Source organism: Polaromonas sp. P4_F9 (assembly GCF_056401235.1).
This window is the reverse complement of sequence record NZ_JBFUJT010000005.1, coordinates 1-12,326: the sequence shown is the minus strand read 5'-3', so window position 1 is coordinate 12,326 and position 12,326 is coordinate 1. Positions and strand designations below refer to the sequence as shown.

The window sequence follows — 12,326 nt, the reverse complement described above, 5'->3', positions numbered from 1 at the left end:
TGACTCAAAATTATTCCGCAAGTCGGTGCGTCAAAGTTCATTCTCCTGGCACGCATCGAAGGGCGTAAATGCCTCAGTTCGTAGTGTGCCAAGCCACCGCGTGCGCAACGATGTCTCCAAGTGCCGGATATTGCGGCCGCCAACCCAAGGCGCTACGTGCTAGCGCTGAATTCGCCACGAGCACAGCGGGATCGCCCGCCCGCCTTCCCACCACATCATGCGGGACGGCGCTGCCAACTACCTCCCCGACGGAAGCCAATACCTGCTTGACGCTGTAACCCGACTCGTTGCCCAGGTTCAGTCGTAAAGAATTGCCGCCTGCGCGCAAATGTTCCAGTGCCAGTAGGTGCGCACTCGCCAGGTCGCACACGTGCACATAGTCCCTGACACAGGTACCGTCGGGGGTCGGATAGTCAGAACCGAAAACCTTGAGGGCGCCGCCTTGCCCTAACGCTGCCTTGATGGCCAGCGGTATCAGGTGGGTTTCAGGCTCGTGTCGCTCGCCCAGACTGGCGTCGGGTTGTGCCCCCGCCGCATTGAAGTAGCGCAGGCACACAGACCGCAATCCATAAGCTAATTCGTAATCATGCAGCAATTGTTCGACCATCCACTTCGAGCGGCCATAGGGGTTGATTGGACTCTGAGGATGCTGTTCGTCGATAGAGGAGCTGATCGGGTTGCCAAAGATAGCGGCGGTAGACGAGAAAATAAAGCTTCTGACGTTGTGCCGGACCATGGCTGCCAGCAGTACCAGGGTCTTTGCGACATTGTTTTCGTAGTACTTTGCGGGTTTGACAACGGATTCGCCAACCTGGATGAACGAGGCGAAGTGCATGACCGCGTCGATGGAGTGGCTAGTAAAAATACTATCCAGAAGCACGGCATCTGCGACATCTCCGACGATCAGCTCTGCGCTTGGGACTGCGTCAGAAAAGCCGGAACTCAGATCGTCCARAACCAAAAGCGCAAGTCCTTGATCTTGGAGACCTCTCACCATGTGCGAGCCTATGTAGCCTGCACCACCCACTATAAGTATTTTTTTACTCAAAATAAATATTTAGTAAAAATGCCGAAGAAATTGATAAGCCCAATTGGGAGCCAACAACCATAAAATTACGTGTTAGATATCTTTTGAGCAACAAACAAAAATCCTTCATCCGGATTTAAAGCGTAGTTGTGAAAGTCCTGAAAGCGCGGGCCATTCCCCCGGCAAAATAATTTTTCATTGAATGGGTGGCTGTCAAGCATCACAAGGCCGCATGCCTTGAACTTTGCCTTCCACCACTCGCGTGGTTTAAGTGTCACATGGTACGGACTACCGGTGCCGTCCACATATTCCAAGAGTGAAATGGATCCTATAAAGTAGCCGCGCTCATCCAGATGGCGCCTAACATTGATGAACAAACTGGCGAGATCCTGTTCAGCAATGTGCTCTAGCACCTCCCACATCGTGATGACGTCGAAGTTAGTCACCGCTTTAGTGTCTCGCGACACAAAGTTGAATGGCTTAGTTATGTCGCAAGTAAATAAATTGTTTGGTAGAAGTGGCCAGTAACCAATACGATTCATACGACAGAAGTTGGACCCATCAACGCCAACAGCTAGCACGCTGTTCATTGCAAACTCAAACACCAGCCCGGCCGCCCCGGTGCCAAGATCCAGGCTTTTGATATTGCTACCCAATACGTCAATGCAGTTTTGGACGAAGAGCGTTGGACGGGGTACTCCTTCTGTTGTTGAGTCCGGGTTGATATGGTCGTTACTGCTCAAAGCGATCGGATAGTCCGTTTTCAACTCGAGGATGCTAGCGGCATTAAAAGCGGGTCGACTATTTAAGTCCAACAAACGAGGTATCGACTCGACATATAGCCTCTGAAGAAAATCAATTTGATGATTCACTGCAAACATGGACTGTCGTGCCACATACTCCAGCGTTCTTGTTCGCTCGTCAACAGTGAGCAAAAGAGATTCAATTGTCCTGGAGCGTTCTTCGGTGATAACTACCAGGGCAGACAGATCATCCCGTCGACCTAGTGCTTTTTTAAGTCGTTGTAGTAGTGAGTTAATGAAAATTCTCATATAAGCCTGCTATCAGAAGGCGTGATGGGCTGATGTGACTCGACCCTCAAAGTATTGCTGCCCAGTTCTACGCTTGACCTTAAACCTAAATCACAAATCCCATCAAAAACATATTCTTGGTTTTTCAGGATCACAGTAAAGTGGCTCGCCTCGTCCAGCCAGTGAAGCACTTGTTGATTACCGTAGTATTGGTCGTGCTCTCGTGTCACGGTCGTTTGTATCTCGTACAGATTTGCGCTGAGATTGCAACTACCGGTAAAATTTACTTTGAAGGTGTCGCCCTTGGAAAAGTGCTTACTCCAAAAAGTACCTTGGAGATTACCGGAGAAGTTTGGCATGTCTTCGTTCAATGTCCCCCACGTGGTGACCTTGACACCTTCCTTGTTCAGTATGCGAAAGGCGATATTGAGGTTTTCAATATCTGTATTGCATACGCATTCGATAGCAATCGTTATGGTGTCACCCGCATAAAACACACTTTGTCGAGTTTTATCGGATGCAAGAACTTCAACGCCCAGTATCTCAACATCACGCCTGCCATAAGATTTCTTGGTGGTTTGGGGCAAGAGCTCTTGTTTGGATCTTTCCTGAAGATCAATGAAGGCGGCCTCTTCCTGTTGCTGAAGAAATTCCCGGTACGCAAATAAAACGTCGGTTGTGATGCCATATTTGACCGGGAGTCCCGCATTCAAAAAGACTGCCCTGCTCGTGAGCGTCCGTACTATTTCCTGGTCGTGAGACACAAAAAGCAGGGTACACCCGTTGTTCAGTAATTTATCAATTTGCCGATAGCAGCGTTTTTGAAATAGGGCATCGCCGACAGCGAGTGCTTCATCAACAATAAGTATGTCGGGCTCCACCTGAGTCTGTACGGCAATAGCAAGGCGGACCACCATTCCGCTTGAGTAGGACTTAATGGGCTGATCCAGGTGCAAGCCTATGTCGGCGAACGCGGCGATGGCATCAAATTTCTGGTCGATTTGCTGGCGATCAAAACCCAGTAGCGCCCCGTTCATGTAGATATTTTCACGCCCGGTGAATTCAGGGTCGAAGCCAGAGCCCAGTTCAAGCAAGGCTGCCACCCGTCCCCTCGTGGAAACGGTTCCGGTTGTTGGCGAAAGAGTCCCTGTAATGATCTGGAGCAATGTGCTTTTGCCGCTACCGTTGCGGCCCACGATGCCAAAGGCCTCACCTTTTCTTATATCGAAGGAAACATCCTTCAGCGCCCAAAACTCCTGAAAGTAATGGTGCTGCGGTTGCCCGGTGAGACGCTGAAGCCGCGGCAGCAGGAACTGTTTAAGTTGGTCACTGGGTTTGTGGTAAAGCTCATAGCGCTTGGACACGCCCTGAACGGTGATGGCAATATCGTTAGAGGACATTGGCAAAACCTTTGCGGGTTTTTTGGAACCAGGCATAACCTGCCCAAGCAATAAATACGGAAACAAGGCTATAGGCTGCCAGCCCCGCCCAATCCGGTAATTGTCCAAAAATCAAGACGGCGCGGGTTTGTTCAATAACAAAGGTGAGCGGATTCAGCATCAGCCAGGGCCGGATGCGCTCAGGCAGGGCTGTAATTGGATAAAACACCGGGGAGGCGAAAAGCAGTACTGTCATGATTAGGCCAATGGGCTGCGCGACGTCCCGAAGGTAGACTCCTAGCGAGGCCAGCGCCCACGCAGCACCTAAAATCAGGACCAGCAGTGGAAGGAGTATCAAAGGCAAGAATACAGTGGTCCACTGTAGATAACCATTGAGCAGTACAAAGGCGATCAGAAGAACCAACACGCTGACGATCGCGTGAAATAGCGCCGCGCCAACAGCCACGACGGGCAAAATCTCGAGCGGGAATACGATCTTCTTCACATAACTGACATTGCTCAGGACAAGCCCCGGCGCACGATTCAATGTTTCCGCGAACAAGCCGTGCACGATCATGCCAACAAACAACAAAATGGCAAATTGAGACTTGCTTTCATGAAGGTCAGTCCCCCAGCGGGCCTTGAAAACCACTGAGAACACAAAGGTGTATATGAGCAGTAAAAACAGCGGATTGAAGAGGGACCACATCACGCCCATGACCGAGCCTTTGTAGCGGCCTATTACGTCGCGCTTGGTCATCTGCAGAATGAGCTGGCGGTTGCTCCACATGCTTCGAGCAAGTGATGCCAATGAAATTGGTTTTGCGGCGTGGGGATTCATATTTGCCTGGATGGCTTTAGCGGGAGTATGTAGCCATGTTTTCAGTTTAAACAGCATGGTCAACGTGTTCAAACCCGAGTCTGGTTTTCAGAACCTTGAACCGCGCCAATAAACCGTCCGCGCGCAGCGCTCTGACTTGGTGGGACAGCCAGCGCCAACTGAGCCTTGGGTAAGGAGGGGGTGGGGCAGGGGCTGCGATGCGAGGTTCCAGAGAGGGCAAATCGCGGGTGAAACCTCTATAAATGGCGAAGGACTTTGGCGCAAAGTCTCCTATCACCTCATTTTCTTGCTGCTCATCCCACGGGCCGCCAGGGAACTCTTGCGTTACATCAATGACCAGTGTTGCAGGAATTTCCTGATGGATAACATTTTCACCGAGCATGGCGGCGAGTGATTTTCTATCCAAATAAGGCAGGGCTATACCTAGGCTGGCAGGGAGCGCTGAGGTCCGGAAAATAAAGCGTGCATAGCCGTTTGGAGCAGCTGGATTGAGGAAGCCGAAGTCCAATAGCTCATGTATCCCGTGCACCGGAGCGTCTCCGTGTTTGATGATGGCAGCCGTGGCCGCGCAGTTTGCGTCCGGGTTGCGTATCAAACTGCCTGCAAGAACCTGAAGGTGATTTGAGAAAATCTCTTCATTGGGTGCAACAACTACGATGGCCTCTACCTGCTGGGCATTTTTCAGAACGTCAGCAATAACCGCTCCAAGCTTGCGGTGGTACTGGATGCCGGCCACGGCGCCGTAGTTAAAGAAGTCGACCTCAATCAACTCAATTGGTACTGATACCTTTTTAAGGGCATGCGCAATATCAGATCGATTCCGCGTCGAGAAGGATTTGTCGATAACAAGAACCGGTGAAAACTCTTTGTATTCCTGAGCCATGACGCTGATGACGTGTGCGTGCAAAACTTTCTCTGAATACACCGGTAGAAGAAGATAGAGGCYAACCTTGATTTGTGGTGCGTGGCCGTCCAGTCCTTGTCGCTTTAGCAGATTGGCCTTCCGCTCCTGAAAGCCTGCATAAAGATCTCTCAGATTTTTCTTGAGCGTGAATTTTTCCCTGAAAATCCCCTGCGCTTTCTCGATCAAGGCAAGCGCCTCACCTGGATTTGCTTTTGCCCAAGCCAGGTGCTTTTGAATGTCTTCAAAAATTTTCTCGACGGAGCAGCGGCTGTCAATATAGAGCAGGGAATCGCCAAAGAATTTCCTGGCAAAGTTGTTTTCATCGCAAATAACCAATGCCCCAGCTGCCACACTTTCGAACAGTCGATTTGACATCAATTCTGAATTCTTGTGTGCTTGCGAGGATAAGACCAGAGCAATACCCGCCTTCGCTATTTCGTCGAGCATGGAAACTCCGTCAAACGGAATCTCTCGCACGTAGTTAGCGTATCCATCCCAGACTTTTACGTTCTGAAATATTGTTGGGCCGTAGATGCGAATGAGCCCAGCCTGGTCGAGGAGCTTGAGTACGTCCTGATGACGGGATTTGCCACCACTGATGGCTTCCCAGTTAATCCCCGCGTAAAAGAGCTTGTGCTCCCCCAGTGAGGGCGGATGGACAATATCGGCCGTGGAATGGTAAAGGTTGAATAGTGCGGGAAGATGTGTTGCAACACTTCGCACCATACGTCCTACATGATCGTCTGCCGCTGGCGAACTGCAACTGACGAAATCATCGTGGGTTAACAAATTTCGTGAGGTACGTTGATAGCCCCACTCATGGTAGAACTGAGTCGGGTTCCACAGGGCTACAAATGAAAATGCATCATAGAATTTTGGCGTGTCGTAATGAAGATGCAAAACAAAATCAACATCTTTTTTGGTTATCACGGTATCCGGGTCGCTCAAGAGTGAGCCATTGGCATGAACCTCGACACATTCCAGGCCAAGAGCAGTCGCCGCTATTTTTAACCGGGCTATGCATTCGTCCTCTGCTGTCTTGATCGCTGGCCACAACTTGACCACGGCAAAGCGACCAATCAGCCCCTCGGGCAGAACGAAACTCTCAGCCATGCTATTACTTTCCCATGATTATTTATAAAAACGAACAGGCGCTATTAATCTCAAGCGGAGGTTAGAAGCCCATTGCAGTGACACGACCGGGAATTCATTTGCTTTGTACGGACCAACCGCCGTCAAGCGTGGACATTACAGTCGCCCAGCAAGTTCCGGTGTTTCGAGAAGGGTCAGGAGGTCTCTGTAGGCGCTCTGCAGTCCGGTTTTTTCATCTATTTTTGGACGCCAGCCCAAAGAGTGAATGCGTGAACTGTCCAATAACTTTCTCATCGTGCCATTGGGCTTGGACTTGTCGTAGACGATGCTTCCCTGGAAGTCGACTACCTCGGCAATCAGCGTCGCCAGTTCCGCAATTGACAAGTCATGGCCGCAGCCAATGTTGTACAGATCATGAGTGACGGGTGCCGCCATGAGGGTCTTCATGGCATCAGCCAGGTCGTCCACGTGCAACAATTCGCGTCGCGGAGTGCCGTCACCCCAAACAACAAACTCTGATTTGCCGGCCAGCTTTGCCTCGTGGGTACGGCGCAAAATGCCCGCAACGACGTGGCTATGCTGTGGGTGATAGTTATCACCAGGACCATACAAATTGGGAGGGATGACGGAGATAAAGTTGGAGCCATGCTGCTTGCGATAGGCTCGGCACATCTCAATGCCAGCGATTTTGCTGATGGCATAAGCGCGAATGTTCTCGTCGAGAGGGCCGGTCATCAGCGCTTCTTCGGGTATAGGCTGTGCTGTCTTTGTTGGGTAGGTGCAATTCGATGCCACGAACACCAGCTTCTTCACCCCGAAAAGATGCGCTGCATTGATGACATTTGATTGAATCATCAAATTGCTATACAGAAAATCTGCAGGAAGCGTGGAGTTGGCGTGTATGCCTCCTACCTTTGCGCCGACGTGAAAAATCAACTCAGGCCGGTTTTCGTCGACCCAATTGAAGACGGCGCTTTGGTCGGACAAGTCAAGTTCCTGGCGAGAGGTCAGCAATATATTGGCATCCTCTTTGGCAAAGCTGCGAACCAGGGCAGATCCAAGCATTCCGCGATGTCCGGTTATCCACGTCTTTTTGCCTGCAAACGAAGAAATCCCCTCGTATGCAGGACTTGATCCCGATATGTTGATCATTAATCTATTCACCAATACATTTACATTTTGTCGAAGCTAACACTCAATTGTGACATTCGATTACGTTTGATCGGTCGCAATAATTCCGGGTTCTCAGACGCGTCCGTAGCTGTCAGCTAACCGCACGATGTCATCTTCGCCCAGGTAGGCGCCACACTGCACTTCAATCAGCACCAGTTCATTTTCGCCGGTGTTGGTGAGGCGGTGCTTTTCCTTGAGCGGAATGTAGCGGTATTGGCCGGGCAGGGTGGTGTGTTCCTCATCGCCAACCTGCACAATGGCGGTGCCCTGCACCACCACCCAGTGCTCTGCCCGTTGATGGTGGTATTGCAGGCTCAGCGACTGCCCCGGGTTTACCGTGATGCGCTTCACCTTGTAGCCATTTTCTTCTTTGAGCGTGGCGTAGGTGCCCCAGGGGCGGTTTACGGTAGCGGGTAACTGGGTGCTTTCGTGCTTGCGCTCTTTCAGCGTGTCGACCACGGCCTTGACTTTCTGGGCTGCGCTTTTGTGGGCGATCAGCAGGGCATCGGGCGTGTCCACTATCACCAGGTCGTGCACACCTACAGTGGCCACGACTTTGGAGGTGTGGCTGTCCGTCTGCACATGGGTGCCGGTGGTGTCTACCGTAATAAACTCCGTGCCATCGCCATCGACAAAGGTGTTGCCGCTGGTGTCGGCTGTGTAAGCCTGGGCCACTGCAGGCCAGGTGCCTACGTCGCTCCAGCCAAATTTGGCGGGCACCAGGGTCACGTTGTCGGCGCGCTCCATCACGGCGTAGTCAATGCTGATGTCGGGTTGCAGGCCAAAGGTGTGGGCGTCAAACCGGGTGGCGTCGCTTTGTGTGCTGCTGGTGGCCCAAGCGCGTTCTGCCGCCTCCAGCACCTCGGGGGCGTGCTCCTTCAATGCCTGCAAGATGGTGCCTGCGGTAAAGCAGAACATGCCGCTGTTCCAGTAATACCGGCCGGTGGCCAGGTAACCCTGTGCGGTGGCCAGGTCGGGCTTTTCAACAAAGCGCAGGGCTTTCTGGGTGTGGCGGCTCACTTTTTCTACTTCTATATAGCCAAACCCGGTTTCCGGTGTGGTGGGTGAAATGCCGAACACCACCAGTTGGCCCTGCAGTGCCTGCCGTGCAGCCTCCAGCGCGCTGGCCACAAAGGCCTCTGTGTCGGGAATCAAATGGTCGGCGGGCAGCACCAGCATGACGGCTTCAGGCCCGTGCTCCTGGGCGCAGGCCAGGGCGGCCAGGGCGATGGCGGGGGCGGTGTTGCGGCCTTTTGGCTCCAGCAGGTAGCGGGCGTGGGGCGGGTCGTTCAGTTGTTTGATGACGTCGCGTGTTAAAAACAGATAATCCTGATTGGTCACAATGACGCTGTCATCGGTGCCGCAAGCTTGGCCCCGCTCAATGGCCTGCTGCAGCAAAGAGCTGCCGCCGAGATGCATGAAGGGCTTGGGCAGCGCCTGGCGCGATACCGGCCACAATCGGGTACCCGCACCCCCTGAAAGAATGACTGAAACTAGTTTCATCCCTGCTTAAACTCTTGTTGTAAGGGGAATGATTTTACATGGGGGCATCTCGCACTTTTAACACTCTGACACATGTGGAGTGCGGCATTAATTACGCCGTGCGCCGAGAACAAAAAAAGGAGGTGATGGTTCATGGTTTTGCTGATCTTTATAAGCTTTGCCGTATCGCTGTTGTTGGGCATTTTTTTCATTCGCGGTGCGCGCCAGCATGCCCGGGGCTACGGGGCTTCCAAACCTCAGCGCTTTCATGCGGGTGATGTGCCGCGGGTGGGCGGTATGGGCGTGTTGGCGGGCGCTGCTGCGGGCTGGCTGGCGGCCGCCGTTTCGGGTGTCTTCGGGGGGCGTTTAAACGTCCAGGTTGATGGGGCGTTTGCCTGGCCCTGGGCCGTTTTGGTGCTTCCGGCTGTGCTGGGGGGCGTGTATGAAGACGTCACGCAGCGCCTTTCAGTACGCTACCGGCTTGGCTTGACTGCCATGTCTGCCGCGTTGGCGTGTGGACTGCTGGGGCTTTCAATTAACAGGCTGGGCTTGCCGGGGGTAGATGGCTGGTTGCTGGCCATGCCTTGGGCGGGGGTTGCGCTGGCATTTTTTGCCATCTGTGGCTTGCCGCATGCCTTCAACATCATTGACGGCTACAACGGCCTGGCGGGCACCGTTGCCCTGCTGGTGTGTGCTGCGATTGCCCACGTGGCACTGCAACTGGGCGACAGGCAGCTGGCCGCCATGGTGATTTGCCTGGGGGGGGCAACAGCGGGTTTTTTATTCTGGAACTACCCGCGCGGGCTGATTTTTGCTGGCGATGGGGGGGCCTACCTGTGGGGGCTGGTGATTGCCGTGGCCAGTATTTTGCTGGTGCAGCGACATGAGCAGGTGTCGCCGTGGTTTCCCATGCTGTTGCTGATCTACCCGGTGTGGGAGACGGTTTTTTCCATCTACCGCAAGCTGGCGCGGGGCGTGTCTCCGGGCGTTGCCGACGCGCTGCATTTTCACCAGCTGATTTACCGGCGCATCGTGCGGGGCGTGTTTGATGACGATGCCTCGCGGCGCATGCTGATGCGCAACAACCGCACATCACCCTATTTATGGAGCTTTACGGTGCTCTCGGTGGTGCCTGCTGTGCTGTTCTGGAGCAACACGCTGGTGCTGATGGGGTTTTGTGCCTTGTTTGTGGTGAGCTATGTGGCCGCTTACGTAGCCATCATCCGCTTCAAGGTGCCGCGTTGGCTGGGCAGCCGCCGGTAAGCAATGCTTGCCTCGCCAGGCCCCCATCCCCACCTTCCCCCAGAGGGTGATGGAGCCAAACCCACAGGCACATGGGCTGGTGCAAAACAGGCTTGCAGAAGGTTCTGGCTACCCGTTTTACTCCTTCCCGCCTTTGGGGGAAGGTGGGGATGGGGGCTTTGTGCACTTCTTTCAGACAAAGCAGGTGCGCTTGCTGTGCCTTTCGGCCTGCCTCGTCGGCGCCCATCCCGAGGGTGAAGGAGCCAAAGCAGCAGGCGCTTGATCTGGTGCAAAGCAGACTTGTGTATAACGGCATGTCTTGACGGCTGCTTTTAGTGTCATAAAAAATTCTTCCTATGCAAAGTACTTCTCTTGCCCGCACTGTCGCCATCATCGGCCTGGGCTACGTAGGCCTGCCACTTGCCGTTGAGTTTGGTAAAAAACGCAAGGTTGTGGGCTTTGACATCAGCGCTGCACGGGTGGCCGAACTCCAGGCCGGGCAAGACCACACGCTCGAGGTGGAGCCCGAGCAAATGCGCGAGGCCGTGCACCTGCAGTACACCACCGACCCCGCCGCCTTGCAGGGGTGCGACCTGTTCATCGTCACCGTGCCCACCCCCATCGACAAGTACAAACGCCCCGACCTGACGCCCCTCATCAAGGCCAGTACCACCATAGGCAAGGTGCTGAAGAAGGGCGATATCGTCATTTACGAATCCACCGTGTACCCCGGCGCTACCGAAGAGGACTGCGTGCCCGTGCTGGAGCAGTATTCGGGGTTGAAATTCAACGTCGACTTCTTTGCGGGCTATTCGCCGGAGCGCGTCAACCCGGGCGACAAGACCCATCGCGTCACCACCATCAAAAAAGTCACCTCCGGCTCCACCCCCGAGGTGGCCGACCTGGTTGATGCGCTCTACAACGAAATCGTGACTGTTGGCACCCACAAGGCCCCCAGCATCAGGGTGGCCGAGGCGGCCAAGGTGATTGAGAACACCCAGCGTGATGTCAATATCGCGCTCATTAATGAACTGGCGCTTATTTTCAACAAACTGGGCATAGACACCGAGGCAGTGCTGCAAGCGGCAGGCACCAAGTGGAACTTTTTGCCATTCCGCCCCGGCCTGGTGGGCGGGCACTGCATTGGCGTGGACCCGTACTACCTCACGCACAAGGCCGAGGCCATTGGTTATCACCCCGAAATCATCCTCGCCGGCCGCCGCCTGAACGACGGCATGGGCGCCTACGTGGTCACCCAGCTCGTCAAGGCCATGACCAAGCGGCGCATCCATGTGCGGGGCGCCCGCGTGCTGGTGATGGGCCTGGCCTTCAAGGAAAACTGCCCGGACCTGCGCAATACCCGCGTGGTCGACATCGTGCGGGAGCTCACCGACTACGACGTGCAGGCCGATGTGCACGACCCCTGGGTTTCGGCCGAAGAGGCGCAGCACGAATACGGCATCACCCCGGTGCGGCGGCCTGAAGCGGGTACTTACGACGCCATCATCGTCGCCGTGGCGCACGAGCAGTTCAAGGCCATGGGCGCCGCTGCCTTTCGTGCCTTGGGCAAACCCGAGCACGTGCTATTTGACCTGAAGTACGTGCTGACGGCGTCTGAGAGCGACCTGCGGTTATGAAAACGCGCGCCACGTCCATAATCTGCCTGTCCCAGTGGTCAATCCGTGGGGCAAACGCCCCGCGTTATGGGATGGGCATGCAGCTGAACGTACCGTTCAACACTTGATGGATGTGCTGTGAGCCGAGGCGCTATTGTTCACATGTTTGGCTGGGACAAGAAGTTTTTTCTACCCTTCAGAGACTTGATCCGCGAGCACTTCGCCGATGGCCGACACAAGTTCATCGTTTATGGCGATGTCGAACAAGATTCGATACCACCGTCGGCAGATACAGTGACCTATCGCAGCCTGCTGAAGAACTTCCTTGCCCTGTCAAAGACTCTGTACCTTGCGGAAAAAATCATTCTTCATGGTCTGTTCAGTAGCCACCTGCTCTACATTCTTGTCCTGCAGCCCTGGCTGCTGAAGAAATGTCACTGGGTGATTTGGGGTGGAGATTTGTACTGCTCTACATTCTTGTCCTGCAGCCCTGGCTGCTGAAGAAATGTCACTGGGTGATTTGGGGTGGAGATTTGTAC

The 12,326-nt window shown here is 54.0% G+C and carries 10 protein-coding genes; 3 read left to right on the top strand and 7 right to left on the bottom strand.

Annotated features, from left to right (window positions below; all coding sequences use genetic code 11):
- Positions 1 to 73 precede the first annotated feature (73 nt).
- From galE to AC1DUB_RS05930, 7 genes are all read right to left on the bottom strand, one after another.
- On the bottom strand, positions 74 to 1,027 hold the full coding sequence (galE, locus tag AC1DUB_RS05960; RefSeq protein WP_477728893.1) for a UDP-glucose 4-epimerase GalE: 954 nt from the start codon (positions 1,025 to 1,027) through the stop codon (positions 74 to 76).
- 86 nt (positions 1,028 to 1,113) lie between these two features.
- Positions 1,114 to 2,079: a methyltransferase domain-containing protein gene (locus tag AC1DUB_RS05955; RefSeq protein ID WP_477728727.1), complete on the bottom strand. Its 966-nt coding sequence runs from the start codon at positions 2,077 to 2,079 to the stop codon at positions 1,114 to 1,116.
- A complete protein-coding gene (locus AC1DUB_RS05950) occupies positions 2,076 to 3,458 on the bottom strand; it encodes an ABC transporter ATP-binding protein (RefSeq protein ID WP_477728726.1) in 1,383 nt (460 codons plus the stop codon). Before AC1DUB_RS05950 ends, AC1DUB_RS05955 begins: the two co-directional genes overlap by 4 nt.
- On the bottom strand, positions 3,448 to 4,278 hold the full coding sequence (locus tag AC1DUB_RS05945; protein WP_477728892.1) for an ABC transporter permease: 831 nt from the start codon (positions 4,276 to 4,278) through the stop codon (positions 3,448 to 3,450). The genes AC1DUB_RS05950 and AC1DUB_RS05945 overlap by 11 nt, the downstream gene beginning before the upstream one ends.
- A 46-nt stretch (positions 4,279 to 4,324) precedes the next feature.
- The gene (locus tag AC1DUB_RS05940; protein ID WP_477728725.1) at positions 4,325 to 6,295 is read right to left on the bottom strand and encodes a glycosyltransferase family protein; all 1,971 of its coding nucleotides are present in this window, start codon (positions 6,293 to 6,295) and stop codon (positions 4,325 to 4,327) included.
- Positions 6,296 to 6,430: 135 nt separating this feature from the next.
- Positions 6,431 to 7,426: a GDP-L-fucose synthase family protein gene (locus AC1DUB_RS05935; RefSeq protein ID WP_477728724.1), complete on the bottom strand. Its 996-nt coding sequence runs from the start codon at positions 7,424 to 7,426 to the stop codon at positions 6,431 to 6,433.
- A gap of 93 nt (positions 7,427 to 7,519) precedes the next feature.
- Positions 7,520 to 8,950: a mannose-1-phosphate guanylyltransferase/mannose-6-phosphate isomerase gene (locus tag AC1DUB_RS05930; RefSeq protein ID WP_477728723.1), complete on the bottom strand. Its 1,431-nt coding sequence runs from the start codon at positions 8,948 to 8,950 to the stop codon at positions 7,520 to 7,522.
- A 132-nt stretch (positions 8,951 to 9,082) separates the two neighbouring features.
- On the opposite strand from AC1DUB_RS05930, the gene AC1DUB_RS05925 reads away from it, so the two are divergent.
- The 3 genes from AC1DUB_RS05925 to AC1DUB_RS05915 all read left to right on the top strand — a co-directional run bounded on the left by AC1DUB_RS05925 (position 9,083) and on the right by AC1DUB_RS05915 (position 12,288).
- Positions 9,083 to 10,192 (top strand): MraY family glycosyltransferase, encoded by a 1,110-nt coding sequence (locus AC1DUB_RS05925; RefSeq protein WP_477728722.1) that lies wholly within the window; start codon positions 9,083 to 9,085, stop codon positions 10,190 to 10,192.
- Positions 10,193 to 10,527: 335 nt separating this feature from the next.
- A complete protein-coding gene (gene tviB / locus AC1DUB_RS05920) occupies positions 10,528 to 11,808 on the top strand; it encodes a Vi polysaccharide biosynthesis UDP-N-acetylglucosamine C-6 dehydrogenase TviB (protein ID WP_477728721.1) in 1,281 nt (426 codons plus the stop codon).
- 141 nt (positions 11,809 to 11,949) lie between these two features.
- Positions 11,950 to 12,288: a hypothetical protein gene (locus tag AC1DUB_RS05915; RefSeq protein WP_477728720.1), complete on the top strand. Its 339-nt coding sequence runs from the start codon at positions 11,950 to 11,952 to the stop codon at positions 12,286 to 12,288.
- Positions 12,289 to 12,326 lie beyond the last annotated feature (38 nt).